At 47.7% G+C, this 24,186-nt stretch carries 17 protein-coding genes; 10 read left to right on the top strand and 7 right to left on the bottom strand.

Annotation, left to right across the window (positions count from 1 at the left end):
- Nucleotides 1–45 precede the first annotated feature (45 nt).
- The 4 genes from AC1DLI_RS19745 to AC1DLI_RS19730 all read right to left on the bottom strand — a co-directional run bounded on the left by AC1DLI_RS19745 (nt 46) and on the right by AC1DLI_RS19730 (nt 2,843).
- Nucleotides 46–735, bottom strand: a complete 690-nt coding sequence (locus AC1DLI_RS19745; RefSeq protein WP_477605601.1) for an AIM24 family protein — start codon at nt 733–735, stop codon at nt 46–48.
- Nucleotides 732–1,196, bottom strand: a complete 465-nt coding sequence (locus AC1DLI_RS19740) for a hypothetical protein (protein ID WP_477605599.1) — start codon at nt 1,194–1,196, stop codon at nt 732–734. Before AC1DLI_RS19740 ends, AC1DLI_RS19745 begins: the two co-directional genes overlap by 4 nt.
- 135 nt (nt 1,197–1,331) lie before the next feature.
- Nucleotides 1,332–2,330, bottom strand: coding sequence for an aldose epimerase family protein (locus tag AC1DLI_RS19735; protein WP_477605597.1), 999 nt, complete (start codon nt 2,328–2,330; stop codon nt 1,332–1,334).
- A 150-nt stretch (nt 2,331–2,480) separates the two neighbouring features.
- A complete protein-coding gene (locus tag AC1DLI_RS19730; protein ID WP_308994175.1) occupies nt 2,481–2,843 on the bottom strand; it encodes a LytTR family transcriptional regulator DNA-binding domain-containing protein in 363 nt (120 codons plus the stop codon).
- A gap of 166 nt (nt 2,844–3,009) precedes the next feature.
- On the opposite strand from AC1DLI_RS19730, the gene AC1DLI_RS19725 reads away from it, so the two are divergent.
- The 6 genes from AC1DLI_RS19725 to AC1DLI_RS19700 all read left to right on the top strand — a co-directional run bounded on the left by AC1DLI_RS19725 (nt 3,010) and on the right by AC1DLI_RS19700 (nt 15,932).
- Nucleotides 3,010–4,107, top strand: a complete 1,098-nt coding sequence (locus AC1DLI_RS19725) for a lactonase family protein (RefSeq protein ID WP_477605594.1) — start codon at nt 3,010–3,012, stop codon at nt 4,105–4,107.
- Nucleotides 4,108–4,174: 67 nt separating this feature from the next.
- On the top strand, nt 4,175–5,404 hold the full coding sequence (locus tag AC1DLI_RS19720) for an MFS transporter (RefSeq protein WP_477605592.1): 1,230 nt from the start codon (nt 4,175–4,177) through the stop codon (nt 5,402–5,404).
- A 140-nt stretch (nt 5,405–5,544) separates the two neighbouring features.
- Entirely contained in the window at nt 5,545–6,906 is a 1,362-nt protein-coding gene (locus tag AC1DLI_RS19715; protein ID WP_477605590.1) for a DUF2087 domain-containing protein, read from the top strand.
- Nucleotides 6,907–6,941: 35 nt separating this feature from the next.
- Nucleotides 6,942–8,192 (top strand): MFS transporter, encoded by a 1,251-nt coding sequence (locus AC1DLI_RS19710; protein ID WP_477605588.1) that lies wholly within the window; start codon nt 6,942–6,944, stop codon nt 8,190–8,192.
- Between the two features lie 336 nt (nt 8,193–8,528).
- Nucleotides 8,529–9,509, top strand: a complete 981-nt coding sequence (locus AC1DLI_RS19705) for an S-layer homology domain-containing protein (protein WP_477605586.1) — start codon at nt 8,529–8,531, stop codon at nt 9,507–9,509.
- 72 nt (nt 9,510–9,581) lie between these two features.
- The gene (locus tag AC1DLI_RS19700; RefSeq protein WP_477606106.1) at nt 9,582–15,932 is read left to right on the top strand and encodes an Athe_2463 domain-containing protein; all 6,351 of its coding nucleotides are present in this window, start codon (nt 9,582–9,584) and stop codon (nt 15,930–15,932) included.
- A gap of 183 nt (nt 15,933–16,115) precedes the next feature.
- Here the strand turns inward: AC1DLI_RS19700 and AC1DLI_RS19695 are convergent, their stop codons facing one another.
- Nucleotides 16,116–17,282 (bottom strand): ROK family protein, encoded by a 1,167-nt coding sequence (locus AC1DLI_RS19695; RefSeq protein WP_477605584.1) that lies wholly within the window; start codon nt 17,280–17,282, stop codon nt 16,116–16,118.
- Between the two features lie 231 nt (nt 17,283–17,513).
- Between AC1DLI_RS19695 and xylA the strand changes: the two genes are divergently transcribed.
- Nucleotides 17,514–18,827 (top strand): xylose isomerase, encoded by a 1,314-nt coding sequence (gene xylA / locus AC1DLI_RS19690; RefSeq protein WP_364146319.1) that lies wholly within the window; start codon nt 17,514–17,516, stop codon nt 18,825–18,827.
- Nucleotides 18,828–18,847: 20 nt separating this feature from the next.
- Nucleotides 18,848–20,344, top strand: a complete 1,497-nt coding sequence (gene xylB / locus AC1DLI_RS19685) for a xylulokinase (protein ID WP_477605581.1) — start codon at nt 18,848–18,850, stop codon at nt 20,342–20,344.
- Between the two features lie 97 nt (nt 20,345–20,441).
- Here xylB and AC1DLI_RS19680 read toward each other — a convergent pair whose 3' ends face one another.
- Nucleotides 20,442–21,347: a helix-turn-helix domain-containing protein gene (locus tag AC1DLI_RS19680; protein ID WP_477605579.1), complete on the bottom strand. Its 906-nt coding sequence runs from the start codon at nt 21,345–21,347 to the stop codon at nt 20,442–20,444.
- A gap of 181 nt (nt 21,348–21,528) precedes the next feature.
- On the opposite strand from AC1DLI_RS19680, the gene AC1DLI_RS19675 reads away from it, so the two are divergent.
- Entirely contained in the window at nt 21,529–21,936 is a 408-nt protein-coding gene (locus tag AC1DLI_RS19675) for a hypothetical protein (RefSeq protein WP_477605577.1), read from the top strand.
- Nucleotides 21,937–22,013: 77 nt separating this feature from the next.
- On the opposite strand, the gene AC1DLI_RS19670 is transcribed toward AC1DLI_RS19675, so the two are convergent.
- Nucleotides 22,014–23,270 carry a BaiN/RdsA family NAD(P)/FAD-dependent oxidoreductase gene (locus AC1DLI_RS19670; RefSeq protein WP_477605575.1) on the bottom strand — a complete coding sequence of 419 codons (1,257 nt, stop codon included), beginning with the start codon at nt 23,268–23,270 and terminating at the stop codon, nt 22,014–22,016.
- 63 nt (nt 23,271–23,333) lie between these two features.
- On the opposite strand from AC1DLI_RS19670, the gene AC1DLI_RS19665 reads away from it, so the two are divergent.
- Nucleotides 23,334–24,170 (top strand): lysophospholipase, encoded by an 837-nt coding sequence (locus tag AC1DLI_RS19665; RefSeq protein WP_477605573.1) that lies wholly within the window; start codon nt 23,334–23,336, stop codon nt 24,168–24,170.
- The last annotated feature ends 16 nt before the right edge of the window (nt 24,171–24,186 follow it).

Raw genomic sequence — 24,186 nt, 5'->3', positions numbered from 1 at the left:
GAAGAGGCTGGTCTGCCGTCTGTTGACGGAGGTCCGGCCTCTCTTTTATTTAATGTAGATTCCGCCAAAGGGCAGAACCTCGCGAAGAATACGCTTGAGAAAACCTCCGTTCTGGAGCTGCTCCTCAAGCTCGGCATCCCGTGATCCGGTTTGGATAAGCACAGGACCCGTTCCGCGAATTTCCCATTGGACATTCATATGCTGGCTGGCAAGCTTATTGCCATAGACCGAAAGCTGGATAGAGGCATGCTCCGGGTAAGCGACCAGCGCGCCTGTCTCTACGTATAGCGGGCGATCCGGCTGAAGCTGAATCGATTTTACGTCACCGGCCGTAATAATGCCCAGCCTACCTGGACCAGAGAAGCGCATACGGACAAATTCTTTCGTTATCCATGCGTTTTTCAGCTTCTGTACAACGGATTTGAGCTTCATGCCTTCCGAGAAAAAGATGACGTGACGGAAGTCGAACAGCAAATCGCTCTTCTCTTCGATCTGAACCGTTTCTAGCGTGCAGCCTGCCGGCAAACCGATAATGAACTCGGACGGACCCGAGAGCATGGAGCGAATCCATCGTTTTTTGCGGTACATGCCGGCAAGGTCCATGAAGCGATCCTCGCGATTTTGGGGATCGCCTTGATAGGCGATAATGGATTTGGGATGCAGCACATGAAGCTTGTCCTCAGCTTCAAGGCAGATATGCACATGCCCAGTCTGGGCTGGAACGGTGATGTTCATCCGCCAATTCCTTTTCCGCCGGTGCTTCGCTGCTTACGCCATACCATATATCGCCATACGCGTATAGATACGATATAAGCAATAAGAACGACAGCGATAACAATAACCGTGTTGATGAGCTTGCTGATCAAGGACTGGCGGTCATGCTTCATCCGGTCCATTTCGGCTTGCAAATCAGCGTTCTGCGTAATAAGCTGTTCGTTTTGTGCAAGAAGCTCTTGCTGCCTGAGCGCATACTCCTCTGCTGCTTTGGCCGACTCCTCAAGCTTCTGCTGCTGCACGGCAAGAGCTTCCTTCGCTTCGATATACTGCTGCTCCAGCTCGCTAATCTTTTCCGGGGTATTGTATATGTCTTTGATTCGATCAAAGAAGCCCGCATGTGCGGCAGGCTGCGGAATGGCTATAAGAATAAAGGATAAGAAACATACAATGGCGAGAACTTTCCAAACGGGCTGTCGCATCATAGTCTCCCTTCAATTTTCGACATAATCGGAGCTGATGCTTTTATTTTACAGCCTTTCTCGACATTAGTCACTCTTGTCCTTATATCAAAAAAAGGATAGCAGCCTGATTCGCTGCTATCCTTTGGGTATGTCCTATTTTCTGACGTACAAGCGGCTCGTTTCTTCCCAAATTCCGCCTGGCTCAAGCGAGACAAGCCCGATTTGCTCAGCCGGCAGTTTAACATTCGGCGCGTTGACGAGATTAAGCTGCGGCTCTGGACAGAAGAAACCTGGCGTTGCATTGTTGTTCCAGATCATCCACTGCTTGTAGGCTGTTCCAATATCGTAAACAAGCGTTACGCCATTTCGAGTATCGGTAAGCTCCATCGCATTGCGGCCGTTTTGCGGCTCGGTTGTGTAATGGTTGTCCATCGACTCCCAGAAAGGCGAGATTCCGGTTGTTTTCATGGCTTCCTCGTCCGGAACAAGCGGCTGGTAGTTACCTGTCGGCAGCATGCGCTCGTTCAGCTCCCAGCGTTTGCCGGTTGTAAGGGTGAAGCGGTAATCGTCAGCTGTGCTGTTCGGAGCGAACGGCGCATTGACCGTCGTATGGAAAGCAATCAAGCAAGGCATCGCTTCCGTTCCTTCATTATGTACCGATACATGCTGAAGCAATCCTGTATCATTCAAAGCGTAACGAAGATTCAAAGTGAAGCGGTGAGGCAAGTAAGCATATATCGGGTGAGTCTCATCGATTGAAATTTTGAGCGAAACGTAGCTTTCGGTTTTGTTTGTGCCAAAATCCTCTACGCTCCATGCAGCTGTATGGAAAAATCCGTGCAAATGATTGCCGGTTTTGGCTTCGTTAACAGGAAAGTTATAAGTTCTGCCGTTCCAAGTGAAGGTGCCATCTTCATAACGGTTGGGCGGGAACAGCACAGGAATGCCGTGAATGCCCGGATTAGCTCTAAAGCCGTCCATTTCCTCAAGCGATGGCTCGCGCAGGAATGTATAATTGTTTACTTTATCGCGGAAAGCGATGAGGTTGGCACCAACTGCCGGCAATACTGCTGCTTCATAAGCTCCCCATTGCAGCCACACAGCTTGTTCGTCATTGAATAATTGTTCGAATGCTTGTCCTTGCGTAGACATGAAAATCCTCCTAAAAAGTATTTGAAAAAAGCTTAACACGTCAAAGCATGAGCTGGAAAAATCGTATTCAACCTTAGAATAGCAGGACAGAGCAAAACAAACAACCGCCCTATTCCGCATATTGCTGAATGAGGGCGGTTGTTTATGCGTTTATGGCGTTATGCGTAAGTCTTTGCTTGATGCACGCTGCGAGAACAGCTGTTGAATGACGTATTGCTTGCGGCGATTGACTGAAACCTGTTTGGATTCGGAAATATCAGAGCCGAAGAAAATGGTGCCGCCCTCGATCGTCTTGATTTTTCCGATATTAATGTAGCAATTAGAGCTGATCGGATAGAAGCTGCTTTCATTCGTTAGCTGAGCAATCTGTTCGGCAGTCATTCTCTTCTTTATATTATAGTTTCTGCCATGGAAGCTTACGAGTCCCTGCATACCGAGTTTAAAGTAAAGTACATCCGACTCCAGCTCAAAATCCTCATACACGTTCCGTTCGCTCAGTACAACATTCATCATCTCAATTTCCCCCTTTAGAAATGTGAACCACTGAATTGTTAGCGCTTACATTGTAACATGTTACAATAGTATTTGTGAAGTCTTTTATAAAAAAAAGACATTGTTTGCTAGAGCGGCATGTGCTATGGTCACTGTAATGCCAAAAAGTCAGAAAGGTTGGGTATATATGAGCAATCAAAATGGACAACCGACATCGAGTAAGATCCTCTACATCGGGTCATATGGAGCGACGGAAGATGCGACCGTACATGTTTGCGCGTTTGATGAAAATACTGGCGAGCTCACTGTCATTCAGCGGTTAACTGGTCTGGAAAATGCTTCGTATTTAGCACTTCATCCAAATGGAAAACATTTGTATGCAGCCAGCGAGACGGCGGCGACAGGAGACGCAAGCGGAGGCTCGGTAGCTCTATTTGAGATTGATGGACAATCGGGAACGCTGTCGGCCACAAGCAACCGCGTACTTACACACGGCGCACATCCCTGCTATATCAGCACGGATAAGACGGGGCAGATGCTGTTCGCAGCTAATTATACGGGCGGCAACGTTGCATTGCTTCCAATAACAGCAGAAGGCCAGCTAGCCGAGGCAGCAGCTGTAGAGCAGCATTCCGGCGAGCTGGGCCCGAATGCGGCAAGGCAGGATGCCCCGCATGCGCACTGCATCGTGCCGCTCGGAGATTCTCCCTATGTATGCGCCGTCGATTTGGGAATTGATGCTGTTGTCATCTATCGCTTCGACGAAGAGAAGCTTTCACTTACTTCGCATGGGATCAGCAAGGTACACCGCGGGGCCGGGCCTCGACATTTAATTTTCCATCCGGCAATGCCTGCCGGTTACGTGATGAACGAACTGGATTCCACAATCACAGTGCTGAAGGTGGATGCTGAGCAGGGTGTATTGACGGCAGGGCAAGCGATTTCGGCGCTGCCGGCAGATTACAGCGGCTATAACGACGCTGCTGATATTCATCTGGGTGCGTCAGGTCGTTATTTATACAGCTCTAACCGCGGTCATAACAGCATCGCTGTGTTTGCCGTTAATCAAGTAACAGCGGAGCTTACGCTAATTCAACATATTGATTGCGGCGGCGAGTCGCCGCGAAATTTTGCCATTACGCCTGATGGCGGTCATTTACTGGTGGCGCATCAGAAAACAGGGAACATTGTAGTCTTCACGGTAGATGGAGAGAGCGGGCTGTTAAAGCAGAGCGCTTCGTCGCTTCAATTGCCAAGTCCGGTTTGTATTAAATTTGCAAAATAATAATGGCCAGCATGATCCGAAATAGGAGATGAAGGCTTTTCGTTAAGAAAGGCAGGTCCTGTTTATTATGTCAGCACCGCTTACAACAAGTCGCATCAACAAAGAAGCGATAAAATCAGCTACCGTATATTCCATATTAATATGCATCAGCTCCGTCCATCTCATGAATGATATGATGCAGTCGGTCGTATCGGCTTTATTTCCTGTGTTAGAGCAATCGCTGCGGCTAAGCTTAGCGCAAATCGGCTGGATTGCTTTTACGCTCAATATGACCTCGTCGGTCATGCAGCCTGTGGTTGGCTTGATTTCGGATAAAAGACCCGCGCCATGGATGCTCCCGGTCGGCATGTTCTCAAGCATGATTGGGATGGCTGGCCTAGCCTTTGCCCCGAATTTTTACTTAGTGCTGCTTGCGGTTGTGTTTGTGGGTCTTGGTTCGGCGGTATTCCATCCGGAGGGCTCGCGCGTCGTGCATTTGGCCGCCGGTCCCCGCCGAGCGTTCTCCCAATCGATTTATCAGGTCGGCGGCAATTTTGGTCAAATGCTTGGGCCTCTTATGACGATGCTGATCTTTTTGCCATTTGGCCAAAAGGGCGCAATATGGGGTACCTTGCTCGCTGCTACAGCAATCATCATACTGTTAAAAGTCGTGCCTTGGTATAAGACGCAGCTAGCGGTGCAGGATGGCAAAAGACAGCAGCGAAAAGCCGCAGGCAGCATGAAGGCTGCCCTTTCGCCAAAGGTGATCGGATTCGCGCTTGCGATACTGTTCGCCATCGTTTTCGCCCGTTCATGGTATGCTGCCGCCATCGGCAATTTCTATCAGTTTTATGTGGTGGAAACGTACGGCTTGTCCATCAAGCATGCGCAAATCCCGTTGTTCTTGTTTATGGCAGCGGGCGTAGCCGGTACGTTTCTTGGAGGAATTCTGGCGGATCGGATCGGACGAAAAAAAATGATGCTTTTATCCATTCTCGGGGCCGCGCCTTTTGCGCTGGCACTTCCGCATTTGCCGCTTCCTTGGGTTTATCCGTTAATCGTATTGCTCGGCTTCATCCTGCAATCCGGCTTTTCCGTCAGCGTCGTATACGCGCAGGAGCTTATGCCTGGCAAGGTAGGAACCGCATCGGGGCTTATTACCGGTCTTGCGTTTGGAATGGGCGGCCTCGGCGCAGTCGTGCTTGGCTATTTGGCGGACAGCCGCTCACTTAGCTTTGTGATGATCGCTTGCAGCGTTCTGCCGCTGATCGGATTACTGGCGTTTTTGCTTCCTAAGGATAGAAAAGAAGCAGCGTAAGAATTTTATGAAAGAACAGCCGTTTTAAGGAGCAATCCTTAGGGCGGCTTTTTTTATATATAAGTAACGATTGATAAAAAGCAAACATAATTATATAATGTTTATTAAATAAGCAAACGAAATAAAGGGGTGTTTGTATTATGGAGAGTGAAGAACGGTTTTGGGCATCGTCGATAGAAGAGCTGAAGCTAGGTTATTTGTATGAAGAAGCGGAAGGCAATTATTACTGTCTGATTTGCGGAGAGCGCTTTGAGGATGGGGAGATTTTTCGCCATGAGCAATCCGGACGGTGGTACGAGGCCCGTAAATACGCTGCCCATCATGTCCAGCAGGAGCATGGATCGATGCTCGATTATTTGCTGGAGCTCGATAAGAGGCAGACGGGACTGACCGATTTGCAAAAAGAGCTTATACGCGGATTTGCCGATCAACTGTCCGATCAAGAAATGATGGCCCGCACGGGCGTTGGCAGCGCTTCAACCATACGAAACCACCGTTTCGTGCTGAAGGAAAAGGCGAAGCAGGCGAAGCTGCAGCTCGCGATAATGGAGATGATGGAGCTGGGTTCTGCTGCGGCACCGCGCTTCGTGCCTGTGCACCTTACCGCCACACAGGTGGATGAGCGATATGTGATTACGGAGGACGAATACGCGGCGCTGCTAAAGCAATATTTTCCGAAGGGGCCTGAAGGCCCGCTAGCCTCATTTCCTCGTAAAGAAAAGCGTAAAATAGCGATACTGCGGCATATTTCTTCTAATTTTAAAAGCGGAACGCGCTATACGGAGAAGGACGTGAATGAGCGGTTAAGACGCTTCTGGGAAGAGGATTACGTGACTTTGCGCCGTTATTTGATCGAATACGGGTATTTGGATCGTACGGACGATGGCCGCTCGTATTGGGTAAAGGGTACGAACATCGGGGAAAAGCAGCTTGAGCAGTATACGGTAGAAGCTTCAAAGGAGCATAGTGAATCTTCGAAGGCGGGCAGCAAAGGGAAAAAAGGAAAGTCCGGAAAGGCGAAGCCGAAGGGGATTTTAGTGGAGCAAACGGATGAACGAAAGGAGGAGTCGAATATGGATAAGGAAAAGCGTAAGCAATTGACGGCAGAATATCAGGAACGCGAACGGCTGATGGGTGTTTTTCAAATTAAAAATAATGCCAATGGTAAAGTTTATATTGGAGGCTCGACCAATCTAGATGCGCTGTGGGGAAAAGAGCAGTTTGTTCTTAATATTGACGGGCATGCGAACAAAGAACTGCAAAAGGAATGGAAGCAATATGGCAGCGAAAATTTTTCGTTTCTCGTTCTCGAGACCGTTAAATTGGATCAAAAGATTCGTTATGATTATAAAGACGTTACGGATCCTGAGGGCCGGCAACCCGTTGATATGGTGCGCCAATATAACCGGGAGGTCGCTGAATTAAAGGAGCAGTGGGTAGAGAAGCTACGGCCTTATGGCGAGAAGGGTTACCACGGCGCAGGAGAGAACGCGAAGGATTAAAGATTACTGTTTAATGAGGGAGCGTGTACATTAAAATGTCTGCTAAAGGAGTAAAGGGAGCCGGAGCTGGAGGAAGCTTGCTCCGCAATACGTTTTTCCAAACGATTTTGCTGTCAAACGTACTGCTGCAAATCGGAATATGGGTACGGAATTTTGCCATCCTAATGTATGTAACAGATAAGACGAACGAAGATCCGTTCGCAATCAGCTTAATGGGCTTTGTGGAATTTTTGCCGATTTTCGTATTCTCGTTCATCGGCGGGACATTTGCGGATCGCTGGAAGCCGCGTCTTACGATGATTTGGTGTGATTTCTTATCAGCGCTATCCGTATTTGTCGTGCTGATTACGCTTCTATATGGATCCTGGCATATGGTTTATTTTGCCACGTTTGTGTCCGCGATATTATCGCAATTTTCACAGCCGTCGGCCATGAAGCTGTTTAAGCAGCATATTCCTGCAGAGCAGCTGCAATCGGCAATGGCGATGTTCCAATCGCTTATGGCGATCTTTATGGTACTAGGGCCATCCCTTGGCGTTATCTCGTATCAAAAATTCGGCATTGAAATTTCAATTGGCGTTATGGGCGTAGCGTTCTTATTATCGGCTGTCGTCTTGTTCCGAATCCCTCGCGACCGTGAGGTGGAGAAAACGGATGCCGTTGTTGAACGCCAATTCTGGCAGGAACTAAAAGCCGGCTTCGCTTACGTATGGCGCAGTCCGGTACTGAAAGCTCTGGGTGGAACGTTTGCGTTAGCAGGGACGGCTGTCGGTATCGCGCAGACACTCGGCTTGTTCATCGTGCTGGAGCGCCTGGGGCAGCCGAAGGAGTTTTTGCAATACATGCTGATGGTTAACGGAATTGCAATGCTCGTTGGCGGCGGTGCAGTCATGGTCGTAGCCAAGAAGATTGCTCCGCAAAAGCTGCTGGCGATTGGTTTGCTAATCAGCTCGCTGACGATGATCGGTACAGGATTATCAACAAGCATCCCTCTAACGCTCGTGCTGCAGTTTATAGGCGGACTTGGCTTCCCTATGATTCAAATCGGTATTAGCACCATGATTCTGCAGTGGTCAGAGGAATCCTATACGGGCCGCGTGAACGGCGTACTTACCCCAATGTTTATGGGCATGATGGTTATCATGACGCTGGTAGCCGGTCAGCTCAAGCTGGTATTCCCGCTTGTCGGCATTTATACCGTAGCAGGGTCCATTATGTTCTTAGGAATGCTGCTTCTTGTTCCATTGTTTAAGGAAAAACCGCTAATCGCCCAAACGAACGCATAGCAGTCTGGGGGATATTGACAGAAACTGCCGTGTGAAGTAACATCTATTTTAGTTGATACAAGGTATGGCGAAGCACGCTTACACCCTCGTAAGAGGGAGGGGCGTGCTTTTTTTGTTGTTTCGGTGCTGTCCTTGGGAGAGTGGCATGCCGAAAAGGGATGAAGCGAGATGCTGATTTTGAGGAATGTTGGGGTCAGAGAGGATGGGGTGGAAGGGAAAAGAAGGAAAAAGCTAAACGCAGCAAGAAATGATATGAAGGCTGTAAAAATATGTGTATTTTTGACGAAAAAAGACGTTTGATCATATGCAGATTAATAAATAATGGGAGTGGTTGGTATGATGCAAAAAATAGGACGAATATTTCTAACGCTGACATTACTGGTGACGATGCTGATGGGTGCACAAGCAGCCTCCGCTGCGGCTGCGTTTACCGATACGAAGACGCATTGGGCAAAGGATGAAATATCGGCAGCTGTGAATCAAGGCTGGATTAATGGCTACGATGCAAAAACCTTTAAACCGAATGCCAACATGACGCGGGCTGAATTTCTAAAATCGTTGGTGGCAGCATTGAAAATTAAGGCAGTCGATTCCGATACGCCGTTTGTTGATGATACCGGTTGGTTTCGGTCTTATATCGCGACAGGATTGAAGCAATCGATCATTAAGGTTGGGGATTATAAAGAAAACAGTTTTGAACCGAATCGCGTGATTACGCGTGAGGAGATCGCGCGCATGACTATTCGAGCGCTAGGTAAGGATGCGGAGGGCGTGAAGTCCGGCTATTTAGCTGTGGCGAAGAAGCTTGAGATCATGCAGGGGTATCCCGATGGTACGATGGGCGGAGACAAAAATGCTACTCGTGCGGAGGCTGTGGTGATGGTTATGAATACGTTGACGGCGAAGAATGGTAAGCCGGTGGATTATCCGAAGACGAAGGAGCAGTTAAACACAACGATTCAATCCCTGCCGAGTTTTAGCGGAAAAACTATGTACAGCCGTGAAGAAGTAGGAGTTAATTTAAAAGGATCTGAGGTATTCGATGATTATGTACTCTGGATTGGTTACAGTGCATCATTAAAGAGAACGTCAATAGACACCTATTCTTCTACAACTGAATTGAAAGCATTAATCAAGGATTTATTAAAGCTTTATTATCCCAATTCTTACGAAAAAGCCTATAAAAATTACGTTACAGTAGATGGTAAAAAAGATAATGACACTGGAAGAAGTTTTGAAACAACTTATGATGGTAGAAGTTTCACCGTATATAAAGCAAAAAACATAGCAGGAGTGTCTATTTGGATAGGGGGTTAAGAATTGAAGCATTCATTTAAATGTACCTTTCTAATTACCATTACATTACTACTACTATTCAATTTTATACCGATGTATGGACAAGTCGCTGCTTCAACAAATTGTCCTGCGCCAACAACATATAGCGATGTTGCTAAAGAATATATTGATTACTACAACATCCCATTAAAAAGTGGAGACGGTAAACCATTAAGTGGAAAATTTCTACTGAATCAGGCCGGTATCGGCGAAAGAGTTATAGTGTATGGATGTCCTTCCGATGTATCCGACAACGATTTTGATCTTGGCCAATACCGCTATCTTGGTTGGGATGCAGAAGGGAACCTTTATCGAAACTGGAAATTTAGAAGTGATTCTCGAGCAACATTGAATGTTGCAAAAAACTGGGTTATTAATCCTTGGGGAACTCCTAAAGGCTTGTTAAAAGAAATAAGACGAACAAACCTATCGCGCGACCCCAATGCTTCTTCTTGGCTTGAACGAATTGTAGACCCCTATAAGGAGTCGCCGACTTTCTTACAAAGTTATAATATACGCAAAAGCACAAATTGGACTGGTAGCACATTGTTGGATTATTCAATTATTCAGCAAAAACCAACTAAGTTTAGTCCTGGTGTGGTTCAAATGTGGAACATATGGGAGCCTGATGGATCATGGTGGTACGAAGTATTTACAATACCACCAGAGCCGCTTCTACCACCGCCTGCGAAACCAGACCTCATCATCAGCGAACTCATATATCCATCCGACGCCTGGCTCGGCGAATCTGTCCCCATTAAAATTACAACAAAGAACCAAGGGAAAACAGACAGCGGCCCCTTCACAGTGGGCATCGTCGGAACAACAACAAAATCTGATGTCATCTCAAACGTACATCCCGGGCAAATCAAAACCGTCACCGTGAATGTATCCTCTAACACAAGCGGCATAAAAAGCTTCACAGCAAAAACAGACTTCGGGGAAGCCGTAACCGAGTCAAATGAAAATAACAACACGAAAGAATTTAAAATCGCTTTTAACAAAAAGAATGAACCCACCATTCCAATAGCCGTCATCTCCCATAATGAAGGCGACCATCGAACAACCCCCGAAATGACCATTAAGTCGGCGGCTGAGCCGAAGCTTGATGACAAACTCTCCTATTCACCAGGCAAGGAAACCATCACCATCCGAGAATGGAAATATAAGACCCCAAAGGGAACAACGATTTTTACAAAGCCGTCCGCAAAGGATTTTACGAATGAAGGAACATACCTCGTAGAGCTTAGCGTAACGAATAGCGCTAAAAAGGTATCTGAGTGGGCACAACTGACCATTCGTGTAGGTGAGCCAACACCGCCAAGTCCTACTTTACCGCCGCGACCGGAATTAAAAGCAGGCCTTCGATTCGTTCCAGACATTATTTTAGCGGGGGAAACGTCATCACTGCTGAATAGCTCGGACGGATTCGACAGCTACGAATGGATATTTTCAACCAATTTAGATCTTTTATTTCCGGATAAGAGTAAATACGAGTATATCAATCAAACCTTTACGCAGGCAGGCACTTATCGAGCGACGATTAAGGTGAGTGACAGCAGCGGATCCTCTTCGGCAGAAGCTGCATTAACGGTAATCGATCCGAAGCCCATTGCCGTTGTTGCTGGCGCTACAAAAATCATAGAAGGAAGAGCATTTCCTTTTCCTTATCACTTAAATAACTCTTATACCCCACTAGCGGAGCGGGGAGTGACTATTGATCACAGCAAATCAGAAAAAAGGTATAAAAGAGCAGGGGATGTTGTTTATACAAGTGATTTTCCAACAGAGAATAATTTGGCAGTAGGGCAGTATACCTTCGAAGGAAAAGTATATGACACGACGGGAAGAGTGAGTGAATGGGCAGATTTAGCCGTGGAAGTTGTTCCTGACCTGCCTCCGGAAATCGAAGTGACCGCGCCTGAAGAAACGTATCGCAGCAGCGGTTTCATGCTTTACATAGAAGCCGAAAGCCCGGATGCGGATATTCTGGAACATTTATTTCTTGAAGAGAGATATGACCAGGATGATGACGGTAATTTTGAGGAGGAAGCTTGGACAACGCTTTATGACGGCGCCTTCAAAACAACGCATTATCTCAACTATACAACCGTTGGCAAAAGGCAATACCGTGCTGCCGTTACAGAGGATTACGGTAAATCAGCGACCTCTTCACTTGCAATGACGGATGTTCGCAACTATGCGCCTTCGGTTAATTTCAACGTTTTTGGCGTAACGCAGCAGCCTGAACAAGGAGAAGAGAGCGGCCCACCTGTTATAAACTATACAGCACAATCCATTTTTCGCTCATGGTCATCTAAAAAGCCGTATGTGGGCGGAGGTGCAGATAAGCTTGCTTGGAAAGCAGACGCAGCGGCAATTAGCACGAAAAATGGACAAATGGTCAACTTCAATCTGAGATATCCAAACGCGGGAAGCGGGCTTAACTCCCGTAATAAGTATGCTTTAGCTGGTGATCTTGAATTGAAAACGAGATGGCAAGTCCAGCCTGTAGGCTCTAACGGATACTATGACCAGGACTACGGATTAGCTTCAAATTCAATTTTTAATCCTAATCGGCTGTACACGTACCATAAAACAAAAAGAATGAATGCAGAAGGAACAGCCTATGAAAATGTGTTTTCTTACACCGAAAGAGATGCTGTAACAGGAGCGGTACGAAGACCTTCCTTTAATTTAGAAGATTCGCTCAGCGGAGAGCTGATGCCGGATGAGAAGTTCTATTCAAAAGAAGTCATCAACGGGAACAGCATCAGAATTACCGTTCACGACAATCAAGGAAAGAAAGTAGATGTGTTTTCATTTGGGCTAGTCGGCGTCGATTCCCGGAACTTTACATATTCACTTTTTGAGATGACGCCGGATTTAAAGTATCTCGTTTTAGGCATGACTCATTTCGGAGCATTTAATGACGATACCTATTACTATAAATATTCACTCGAGAATCGCCGTTTGGAATGGGCAGCAGCTGGATCCTCCGTGTCCAGATATGAAGCGAATGGGAGCTATACTTTTTTTAATAAAATGTCCGTTGATCCGAATGGCACAATTTATATTTCCGGAAAAGTTATAACTAAAATCACACCGAACGGATCGCGAGTGGATTCGCAAGTCGTATCGGGCACGGGAGACGGTTCGACGGTTTCGGTTAGCGACGATGGAAAATACTTATACCGTTTAAACTTTGGTTCGCAAAGCGGCGACAGCCACGATATGTATTTGACGACTTACAACGCCGTAGACTTAAGCATCGTAAGTACTTATAAAAACTTCCTAATGAGATCGATCTATACGAGTGTTGCTCCTTATTCCTATAACCCCATCGTGCGGGAAGACGGTACGGTGGTCATATCCGATTATAATAAAGTGTATTTTTTCTCCCAAACGGGCGCATTTTTATTTAGTTCGGATATACCGAATTCACCGTTCTTGGAATTTTATCAAGCGGGACTAATGCCTAACGGCGATCTATTCAGCCCCTATTTTGATAGAATGACTTACCGATATGGCATGTACAATATCACGTCTAGATCATCTATGATTCAAGAGGGGACGAATGGGAATCAGGCTTTCGGAATTAGCGGTGCAATAGGCACTCCCGTATTGCCGAACGGATCTGTATTCTTTATCGAGACGACTTCTCCCATTTCTGTTCTACCGTTTGTATCAGCATCAGGAAATGCTGATCTTCAAGATATAGATGCAAACACCGTAGGCATCTTCGACGATAATTGGGGCGGATTGCTATATGATTCTGGAAGCGTGATGAAAAATTATACGTTAGAATTCAGCGTCAGCGTGAACGACATTAAGAACGATAAACCCATCGGCGCAGGCTTCCACATTCAAAATGAAAAAAATATGTATGCAGTAGAATGGAGCAAGGACACGCTTACACTCTACAAAGCTGTAAATGGTTTGAAAACTACCTTGCAATCCATATCTTTAGCTCGTTCACCGTTTACTGCGTATCCGTTCAAGGTTGAAGCTGTAAATGGTACGCTGCGTGTTTTCGTTAACTATGCCAAGGTTATCGAGATAACTGATGGTACGTTTACAAAGGGCGCTGCAGGCTTAATGTCACTTGGTCAATCTTCAGCTTCGTTCTCGAATGTGAAGAAAACCAACTTCGGCGATACGTACACACAAGAAACCTATGATACTGTGCTGGTCAACGACCCAATATCCTACGAGAAGCTGTTTAACGATATTGAAAAAGACCCCATGACGGTTGAAGAATGGAGCTACAGCCATAATCCTAATTTTTTCGAAAATCCGGAAGGGTTAAGTGTTCATAGCGGCCAAACCTACGGAACGACGATCAACGCCTTAGCAAAGGCAGGGGTGTATGAGATTAGCTTTCGAGCACAAGATAATCCCGGGTTAGCAGCTTATGGCAAATGGTCGGAGCCCGTCAAAAAGCTGCTCTTTGTCCATCGAAGGCCAGTTGCCAAACCTGAAGTCAGGTTTACTGGAAAAGTGTATGCGGAGGGGGAGTCTCTAGATTACGAAACGCTTGATGCCTCATATGATCCCGACATTGCTCACATTCTATCGGACAAGCTGTTTAGAACTCGCTGGGCTGACGAGTCAAGCTGGAAAACAGGCAAGCGTGAGTATTACAATCGTCCTGGCGTGGAACTTATCGTGCAGGAGCAAGTCCGAGATTTACACGGCGCATGGTCATATTGGGGGCAATACATCGTTTATAAGGATGCTTTATCGACTGTAAACCAAACCAAGCCAGTAATGACGATCACTTATCCTTCTGGCTCAACGGCAGCAGCACCAACTGTTTTGGTGAAAGAGCCGATTATCAAATGGACATACGCTGATGCCGAAAACGATCGGCAGGAGCAATATCGCTTAGCCTTAACGTATGCTGATCATAATGAAACGGCGTTATTTATTGAGCATGAAGGCGCCGCTCTTTCTTACCATCTGCAAGAGGGCACAATTGAACCAGGCCGCGTTGTGCGGGTCCAAGGTCAGGTGTACTCATCGGGTGTTTGGTCGAATCTAAGCAATAGCAAATACTTTGTGCTGGATCTCCCGCCGCAAACGTTTTTGCTTTCTTTTAACGGCTCGGATGCAAACCATCCCATCTATACGAATTCAAACCGTCCGCATCTGCGAACCTTTACCGTCGATCCTGAAATACACCAGATTACGTCCATTGATTTCGAAGTTTACCGTGCAGCAAATGGAACCAAGGTCGTTGATACTGAATCGTCCATAATGGCAGCAAGCTATACACCGGCATCTCTTTCGGAGGGGCTGCACTATTGGAAAGCGAGAGCAAACGACAGCTACATATGGGGGCCTTATTCAAGCAACGGCTTTTTCTTTGTAGACACGGTCAAGCCGGCCGACGTAAATGAGCAATTAGAAGTGGAGCCGACGGCGGTATCGGTAAGCTTTAATGCTTTTAGCGATGCGGAGCCGTCTTCCGGGCACGCTTCCCGAGTCTTTTATTTGCAAAAAGTGAACGCGAACGGGAGCGTAACGAACATCGATTTGAATGGTGACGGCCAAACGGAATACAGCATGCCGTTAGCGTTTGAACGTCAGTCCATTCGGGTCACCGGACTTGATGCCGGACAGGAATATCGCCTTACGGTTATCGATGCTGATCTTGCAGGTAATGAAGGGATCTTCGCCTACATTCATTTCGTGACCAATCGTTCGCCGGTAGGTGATTTTGACTGGTCTCCAAAGCCAGTATATGTGGGAGATATGGCTTCATTTATGTCAGAAGTAAATGACCCAGACGGCAATACACTTTCGATTCTGTACGAGCTTACCAGCCCGCTTGGAGCAAAAAGCAGCTACAGCTACACCGTGAATGGTCCTGCTTATCCAGCACGAGGGCCTTCTCTTAAACTGACTGCAGCCGGCGCTTGGACGATGAAAATGACGGTAAGCGATGGCATGGCTGATCCGGTGAGTGTTACGAAATCACTGCAGGTGCTTCCGCTTCAGCTCTTCGGTTTTGTGAAACATACGGAGCTTTGGGAGCAGCATCGCAAGGCCTTCAACGTAAAAGCATCCGGGAAGGAAGATGCACCGCGGGGCTTTGCTGTATTTTGGGCAGGCGAAAAGTTTGTGCTCGAGGCGGATACGACCATGACGGGAACCGCGACGAAAGCAGACCGGGTAGAGGTGCGGATGGGCAGTTATGAAGCTTCTTTAAAACCGATAGGTCTCGCACAAAATAAGTGGAAAGGTGAGCTTTGGGAGGAAGAATTCGCAAAGCTGCTAAAGGGTACGATTTCATTCATTTTTACTGCTTATTATAATAATGGAACCGTGATTACGACTCAGGTTGACGTATGGATCGATGGTCAAACGTTACAAATCGTAAGCGTACATCGCGTCCAATAAATAAAATGATCAAAGTGGTTATTATGCACGCAAAAAAGACCGGGGCACGCAAGAGGCTCCGGTCTTTTGCTATTAGTATTGGGCGGTTGCCGCCTCGATTTCTTTCATAGGGTTCATGTTGTAATCTGCTTTGAATCGCGCTTCTTCATAAGAAGCTTTTGAATAAACCAGTCGTCATGTCAATCATTGTCCGCTTTTGATCTTTTCAAAAAACGTACTGATCGCGTAATAAGTTGCACCGCGAACAGCGGATTGATCCTGCAGCTCGGCGAACAGAATACGCATGCGTTCCCGGTGGTAAGGGAGCGTGCGTTGATCGACGGCTGCTTGAACAGCGGGCTCCAGCCATTCCGCCGCCCGGCTCATCCGATTGCCGATGATAACCACGTTTGGGTTAAAGACGTTGACGATATTGGCAATGCCTGCGCCCAAATAATCACCAATGGAGCGGATGAGCTCGATGACGCGCTCATCGCCGGCAGTTGCGGCCAGCAGCAGCTCCTCCAGGTTCTCGAAGCCGAGCAGCGCCGCTCGCTCCAGAAGCGCGTTCTCGGAGGCATACAGCTCCCAGCAGCCACGGTTACCGCAGCTGCAAGGCTTGCCGCCATACTCAATCGAGAGATGGCCAAGCTCGCCGGAGAAACCGGAAGCCCCTTTGTATAGCTCCTTATTCAAAATAATTCCGGTCCCGATCCCGATCCCGACACTGACATAAATCTGGTTGGGAATCCCGCGGCCGGCTCCGTATTTCTGTTCTCCCTGCGCGCCGGCGTTCGCTTCATTATCAATGGTAACTGGCAGGCCGAAACGTTCTTCGAGCTGCTGCTGCAGCTCGACCTGATGCCACTTCAAATTCGGAGCAAACAGAATGATGCCATTGTCGTCCACAATACCCGGAACGCCGACGCCAATTCCTACAATCCCGTAAGGACTCCCAGGCGCTTCGTTCATAAGCAACTCAATACAGTCTGTTAGCTGCGCGATTGCCTGCTTCGCATCCTGCTGCTTAAGACCGCGCTGATGCTCGGCAATGACATTGCCCTCCATATCGACGAGCAGTCCGCGGATATAATTGACGCCAAGATCGATTCCGACAGCATACCCAGCCGTACCGTTAAATAAAAGCATGACAGGCTTTCGTCCGCCGCTGGATTGTCCAGGCCCGTTTTCAAGAACAAGATGGCTGTCGATCAGATCTTGAACGAGGCTGGATACCGTTGCTTTATTAAGCCCGGTGAGCTCGGATATTTGTGCCCGCGAGAGGGGGGCATGTACCAGTACGGCTTCGAGTACGATGGCCGTATTTATTTTCTTGATGAGCGCTAAGTCTCCTGTTGGTTTGATTTTCAAAAAAGAAAGCCTCCGTCCAAGTCACAATATCTATTATTGTATCACGAAATATCGAATATACAGCCTGCATGCTCCACATACTGAATACGGCGTTGCAAGCAAAAATTAGGATAAGGCTAGTTTAACACAAAAACTTAGTTTGTTTAATAGACAAACTAAGTTAAGGCGTGTTATTCTAAATGTAAGCACTAACAAAAATATCGAATTCCGTGAAGGAGGATTTTGTTTTCTATGAGCTATTTCAAAAACATTAATACAATCCAGTTTGAAGGTAAGGGCTCCGATAATCCGCTGGCATTCAAACATTATGATCCTAACCAAGTCATTATGGGCAAAACAATGGAAGAGCACCTTCGCTTCGCGGTTGCATACTGGCATACTTTTAACGCTAATGGTACAGACCCTTTCGGCTCAGCTACTATGGTTCGCGGCTGGGATCAATATAACGGCCTTGACCGTGCGAAAGCGCGCGTTGAAGCTAACTTCGAATTCATGAATAAATTGAACATTCCTTTCTACGCATTCCACGATGTGGACATTGCGCCAGAAGGTGAAACTTTGCAAGAAACGAACAAAAACCTGGATGTAATCGTTGCTCTATTGAAGGACAACATGAAATCTTCCGGCAAAAAGCTGCTTTGGAACACGGTTAACATGTTCTCAAATCCGCGTTTTGTACACGGCGCAGGAACAACTTGCAACGCTGACGTTTATGCATATGCTGGCGCGCAGTTGAAAAAAGGTCTTGAGGTCGGTAAAGAGCTTGGCGCAGAAAACTATGTATTCTGGGGCGGCCGTGAAGGCTACGAAACGCTTCTTAACACAGACATGGGCTTTGAACTTGATAACCTTGCACGCTTGTACCATATGGCAATCGCATATGCTAACGAAATTGGTTTCGATGCGCAATTCTTGATTGAGCCGAAACCGAAAGAGCCAACGAAACACCAATATGACTACGATGCAGCAACAACGATCTCCTTCTTGCAAAAATACGGCTTGAAAGATCACTTCAAACTTAACCTTGAAGCAAACCATGCAACGCTTGCAGGCCACACCTTCGAGCACGAAATCCGTACTGCTGCAATCAACGGCATGCTTGGATCGCTTGATGCGAACCAAGGTGACTTGCTGCTTGGCTGGGATACAGACGAGTTCCCAACTGACCTTTACTCTACGACATTAACGATGTTCGAAGTATTGAAAGCTGGCGGCATTGGCCGCGGTGGCGTTAACTTCGATGCGAAGGTTCGTCGTGGTTCGTTCGAAGCAGAAGATCTGTTCTTGGCGCATATTGCTGGTATGGACAGCTTCGCTTGGGGTCTTAAAGCGGCTGCGAAATTGACGGAAGAGAAAATTCTCGACAATATCGTAGACAACCGTTACCGCAGCTTCAAAGAAGGCATTGGCGCGGAAATCGTGTCCGGCAAAGCGACGCTTGCATCGCTTGAGCAATATGCATTGCAAAACAATCCGATCAAGAACGAGTCCGGTCGTCAAGAACGTATCCGCCTTGTACTGAGCGAAGTTATTTTCAGCGTTTAAGTCGGGAGGATCATGGGCAAATGAGCTATGTAATCGGTATAGATTTAGGTACGAGCGCCGTTAAAGTGCTGCTCGTCGACCGCAATGGCACGGTAGCTGGGGAAGCATCCCGCAGCTACCCGCTGTTTCACGAGCATTCCGGATGGAGCGAGCAGCGGGCGGATGATTGGGTAGACGGAACCGTAGAAGCGCTGCGTGAGCTGACGTCTGCTGCCGGCATCGATGCCAGCACGATAGAGGGAATCAGCTTCTCAGGCCAAATGCACGGTCTTGTGCTGCTGGATGGTGAAGGAAATCCGATTCGCAATGCGATCCTGTGGAATGATACCCGCACAACGGAGCAATGCCGCGAAATCGAAAGCAAGCTTGGCGACAAGCTGCTTAGCGTAACGCGCAATCCAGCCTTGGAGGGCTTTACGCTTCCCAAAATTCTTTGGGTACGCGAGCATGAGCCTGAAGCCTTTGCGAAAGCGAAGCTGTTCCTTCTGCCGAAGGATTATCTTCGCTACCGCTTAACCGGCGAGCTGCATATCGATTACTCCGACGCTGCGGGCACGCTTCTTCTTGACGTGGCTGGCAAAGCATGGAGCAAAGACGTGTTAGACGCATTTGAGCTTCCTGCGAGCTTCTGCCCGCCGCTGGTTGAATCGCATGGCTTTGTCGGAACCTTGCTGCCGCAATTTACGGAAAGCACAGGTCTTCCGGCAAACACTAAAGTGTTCGCGGGCGGCGCTGACAATGCGTGCGGCGCGATCGGCTCAGGAATTTTATCCGAAGGCTTGACGCTTTGCAGCATCGGTACGTCGGGAGTTATTCTCTCCTATGAGAATGATAAAACGAAGGATTTTGCGGGCAAGGTACATTTCTTTAATCACGGCAAAGAAGATTCCTTCTATGTGATGGGCGTTACGCTGGCGGCAGGCTACAGCCTCAGCTGGTTCAAGAAAACATTTGCTCCGAATGAGAGCTTCGACCAATTGCTTGATGGCGTGGGCGATGTGAAACCGGGAGCGGGCGGGCTGCTGTTTACCCCGTATCTCGTTGGCGAACGTACGCCACATGCGGATTCCGTTATTCGTGCGAGCTTCATTGGCGTAGATGGTTCCCATGGGCGGATTCACTTTGCCCGTGCGGTAATGGAGGGAATTACCTTCTCGCTTAACGAGTCGGTCGACATGTTCAGACAAGCGGGAAAAACGGTTGATACGATTATCTCCATCGGCGGCGGCGCTCAAAATCCGGTATGGCTGCAAATGCAAGCCGATATCTTTGATGCGAAGGTCGTTGCGCTTGAGAATGAACAGGGACCAGGACTAGGCGCGGCTATGCTTGCTGCATACGGCGCCGGCTGGTTCGAGAGCCTGGAGTCCTGCGCAGATAAATTCGTGAAGCATGCGGATTCTTATTCTCCGCAGCCTGATGCGGTTGTTGCTTATGCCGGAATCTTTAAAGTTTACCAGCAGGTATATGCGCAAACTAGCGCTTTGAATGAAGCGCTAGCGCCATATCGCGGCTAACTATATAAACAAGAAGGGACTGTTAACCTCTTAGGAGGCGAACAGTCCCTTTTTGACGTTTGCTATTGCTTCGGGATGCTGCTCATCAGAATAGCGATCAACGCTTGAAGCTGCTCCATATCATTTCCGGCCTGACCCCAAGCTCACCAGCAATCAATTCAGCCGTAAGGCGCTGGGGTTTTTTTATTTTTCCGTTGCGAATTTTGGAAATGGTCGTAAGTGAGATAAGCGTAGACTGGGCGAGCGAGGTTAYGGATATATTTTTGCTAAGCATAAGCATGCGGAGCTTATAGGAGGGATCTTCCTCCTTGCTGTTCGCGTAAAGGCTGGTTAGTACGACAACAAAGTTTTTAAAGCTCCGGTTGCCGTTGTAAAAAGGCTGAATAACGGCTTCAGTGCTGTAACAGCGATCGCCAAGCTTTAGCTGGAAGTCGACGGTTTCGGTCGTACGATTGGTTTTGGCATAATCGAGTACCCGTTTTAGCTTATTCCGCTCTTGCTCGGCAACGAGATCAAATATCGATTTGTTTACATATGAAGAAGAAGGCTGCTGCACAGGGGCGTAATAATGTTTTAAGCTCATTATGTTAAAACGCTCATTGACGATTGAAGTTACCATGATTTTATTATGTAAAATATAGTCATCTATCCATTTGGCCTCACGCAAATCCTTGCAAATGAGAACGTATACAGGACGCTCTCCAAGCTGAAGCTTTCGGCAGGACATACGTACGTCCGCCGGAGTAGAGGCTTTCGTTACCAGCTTGCATTCGAGCAAGGGGGAGACGGCTAACTCATCGGCAAGCTGATGAATAGCTTGTTCGAAGGTTAGACCTGTGTCCTGCACGGAAATGATCGTAGATGGATCAAGAAGCATAAGATCTGATTTTTTAAAGCCGGAAAAGACCGCAAAGGCTTGATTGACATCGCGAATTGACCAACGGGATTCGTCGGATTCGACGATGAGCATAGGTTCAGAAAGCAAATAAAATAAATGATTCATCGATGACACCCTCCCATCCATTTGCGTAGTGATGATGCACATGTAATGATTATGTCATAAAACCTAACATATTGACATAGTTATTTGTGAATAAATCATGTCATGTTATTTTTTATTCCTTGTTACATGTATTTTCATAAATTGGACAAGCTATACCAAACATGAGAAAGGATGATTGTAAATGTCTGCGAACTCTGCCCTACTATTTGATTTTAACGATGCGCAAAGCGCAGCGCTCGCTTGCGAGACGCTTCGGGAGCTCGGCTATGAAACGGTTCTCCATGATGGCAGCCGCATGCATGTACATATTGAAGGAAGCGATTTGACTTCTGCGCTAGAAATCGCGCAATCGCATGGGGGGCAGCTTGCCCAGCATGCCCAAATTGATGCCAATGCAGTGACGGATAGCGCCTATTCGCTTGACGCCATTGCGATACCTGCGCATCTCGTGAATGAGGATTGGGTTTTGTCCGATGGGGAGTCAGATCCAGAGGGACTGCGCAATCGTGATGAAGATGCGGATTACAATGAAGAGTTTCTGCCGGACCCCGGCACGTATGATCACTTTTCGGGTGATGTGCGGATATAAACTGCCGTTTGCATAAAACACAAAAAAGGCTGTCCGTTGTCTAATGACAAGCGTGGACAGCCTTTTTGGCGTATGGATTATTGGAGCACTGCGTTTAGCCCCGCCGTATAGCCAGTGGAAAAAGCCGCGGTAATGTTATAGCCACCGGTATACCCGTGAATATCTAGAATCTCTCCGCAAAAATAGAGCCCGTCCATGAGCTTAGACTGCATCGTTTTTGGATCGACTTCCTTCAGGGTAATTCCCCCGCCTGTAACGAATGCGTCTTCTATTGAAAGCGAGCCGTATACGCGTATTGGAAAATGCTTAATGAGCTGCGACAAGGAGATCCAGTCCTGCTTGGGAATGTTGTCATAAGTAAGACCCTCAGGCAAACCAGCCTTTTGAAGCAAAATCGGAATCATTTTTTCGGGTAAATAGCTCTTTAACACGTTTTTAATCGTTTTTTTGGATTCGAGCTCGGCGAGCTTCAGCGTCTCTTTGTAGACCTCATCTTTGCTCTTGCTCGGTACGAGATCGATCGCTACTTCGATATTTCCGGTGTTATATTGCTTAAGCGCCTTTACCACAAACTGACTGCAGCGCAGCACGATAGGGCCTGAGATGCCGAAGTGGGTAAACAGCATGTCGCCATGATGCTCTATAATTTGCTTGCCCTTCGGATTCCAAACGGATAATCCGACATCCCTTAGAGAGAGTCCTTGGAGCTCTTTGCTCACAATAAAGGGTTCATTTGATGTGAGCGGAACCTCGGTTGGAAATAGCTCCGTTATGGAATGCCCGGCTTTCTCTGCCCATGCGTAGCCATCGCCGGTAGAACCGGTTTGAGGCACTGATTTTCCGCCTGAGGCAACAATGACGCTCCTGCTGTGGAAAGTTTCGCCTGATTTTACGCGCACGCCTGTGACTCTTCCGTCTCCGAACATGATATGATCGACAGGAGCATTCAAAATAATTTTGACGCCTTGCTTGCGAACTTGATTAACAAGCGTGTCTACGACCGTTTTTGCCTTGTCCGACACGGGAAACATTCTCCCGTTATCTTCTTCCTTGAGAGCAATCCCGAGATTTTCAAAAAAGGCAATGATATCCTTGTTGTTGAAATTAGAAAAGGTGCTGTGAAGAAAACGCCCGTTTCCCGGAATATGCTTGATAAGCTCGTCCAAATCTTTATTGTTCGTCACATTGCATCTGCCGCCGCCGGAGATGCCAAGCTTGCGGCCTAATTTTTCTCCTTTGTCAAGGAGAAGCACCTTAGCGCCGTCCTTGCTTGCGGCAATGCTGGCCATTAATCCGGCTGAGCCGCCGCCTATTACTATTGCATCATACTGCATCGCGTTCCACCTGCTATATTTATTAGTAGATCTATAATACCACAAAAGAAAGGCGGCGTTAGGATGCTTCGTGAGGAATGGCAAATAACAGGTGCAAAAGGAACCGTATTGTTTCTCAGGGAGTGGAAGCCGGAGACAGCGGCGGTCAAGGCAGCCATTTGTCTCGTTCACGGCATGGGAGAGCATGGCGACCGATATACGCATGTCGCCGCTCGCTTCACGGAGGCGGGCATTGCCGTTATTGCGCTTGACCAGCAAGGGCACGGCCGCTCATCAGGGAAGCGGGGACATTTGTACTCTCTCGGCGCAGCAGTAAGCGATGCCGCTTTAATGATCGAGGCAGCTGCATCGAGGCACCCTGGCGCACCTATTTTCTTGTACGGTCACAGCATGGGGGGCAACGTCGCGCTGAACTGCGCGCTGCGCCTTCATCCTGAAGTGCAGGGGCTGATTCTGACTAGCCCTTGGCTGCGGCTTGCCTTCAAGCCGAATCCGGCAGTGGAATGGTTTGGGCGCAGGCTTGCTTCTATTATGCCGGCGCTGCAGCAATCGACAGGCTTAGATCCCGCTGATTTGTTCCGTCCCGGCTATGAAATGGCGGCTCCTATTGCAGAGGATCCGTTATGCCATACAAAAATTACGCTTCAAGCCTTTAAGGAAATTACTTCAGGCGGAGAGTGGGCGCTTGCTAACGCAGGAAACCTGCAAATCCCGCTGATGCTTATGCATGGAACCTCCGACCGTGTGACTTCCTTGGAGGCCAGCCAGCTGCTTGCGGAGAAGCTAGGCGGAAAATGCCATTTTAGGCGCTGGGACGGTGGATATCACGAGCTTCACAATGATATTGAAGGCGAAAAGGCGATTCAAGAGATAATAAAATGGTTGGAAGAACAATTGTAAATACATGTACTTTGTG

Source organism: Paenibacillus sp. 01T443 (assembly GCF_056398325.1).
The sequence above is the reverse complement of the archived record's forward strand: the minus strand, read 5'-3'. Positions and strand labels throughout refer to the sequence as shown.

Bases quoted from the DNA above. Each gene is read 5' to 3' on its own strand.
- xylB (WP_477605581.1), top strand. From the start codon at position 18,848: ATGAGCTATGTAATCGGTATAGATTTAGGTACGAGCGCCGTTAAAGTG.
- AC1DLI_RS19665 (WP_477605573.1), top strand. From the start codon at position 23,334: ATGCTTCGTGAGGAATGGCAAATAACAGGTGCAAAAGGAACCGTATTG.
- AC1DLI_RS19730 (WP_308994175.1), bottom strand. From the start codon at position 2,843: ATGATGAATGTTGTACTGAGCGAACGGAACGTGTATGAGGATTTTGAG.
- AC1DLI_RS19700 (WP_477606106.1), top strand. From the start codon at position 9,582: ATGTATGGACAAGTCGCTGCTTCAACAAATTGTCCTGCGCCAACAACA.
- AC1DLI_RS19670 (WP_477605575.1), bottom strand. From the start codon at position 23,270: ATGCAGTATGATGCAATAGTAATAGGCGGCGGCTCAGCCGGATTAATG.
- AC1DLI_RS19720 (WP_477605592.1), top strand. From the start codon at position 4,175: ATGTCAGCACCGCTTACAACAAGTCGCATCAACAAAGAAGCGATAAAA.
- AC1DLI_RS19745 (WP_477605601.1), bottom strand. From the start codon at position 735: ATGAACATCACCGTTCCAGCCCAGACTGGGCATGTGCATATCTGCCTT.
- AC1DLI_RS19715 (WP_477605590.1), top strand. From the start codon at position 5,545: ATGGAGAGTGAAGAACGGTTTTGGGCATCGTCGATAGAAGAGCTGAAG.
- AC1DLI_RS19705 (WP_477605586.1), top strand. From the start codon at position 8,529: ATGATGCAAAAAATAGGACGAATATTTCTAACGCTGACATTACTGGTG.
- AC1DLI_RS19675 (WP_477605577.1), top strand. From the start codon at position 21,529: ATGTCTGCGAACTCTGCCCTACTATTTGATTTTAACGATGCGCAAAGC.
- xylA (WP_364146319.1), top strand. From the start codon at position 17,514: ATGAGCTATTTCAAAAACATTAATACAATCCAGTTTGAAGGTAAGGGC.
- AC1DLI_RS19725 (WP_477605594.1), top strand. From the start codon at position 3,010: ATGAGCAATCAAAATGGACAACCGACATCGAGTAAGATCCTCTACATC.
- AC1DLI_RS19735 (WP_477605597.1), bottom strand. From the start codon at position 2,330: ATGTCTACGCAAGGACAAGCATTCGAACAATTATTCAATGACGAACAA.
- AC1DLI_RS19740 (WP_477605599.1), bottom strand. From the start codon at position 1,196: ATGCGACAGCCCGTTTGGAAAGTTCTCGCCATTGTATGTTTCTTATCC.
- AC1DLI_RS19710 (WP_477605588.1), top strand. From the start codon at position 6,942: ATGTCTGCTAAAGGAGTAAAGGGAGCCGGAGCTGGAGGAAGCTTGCTC.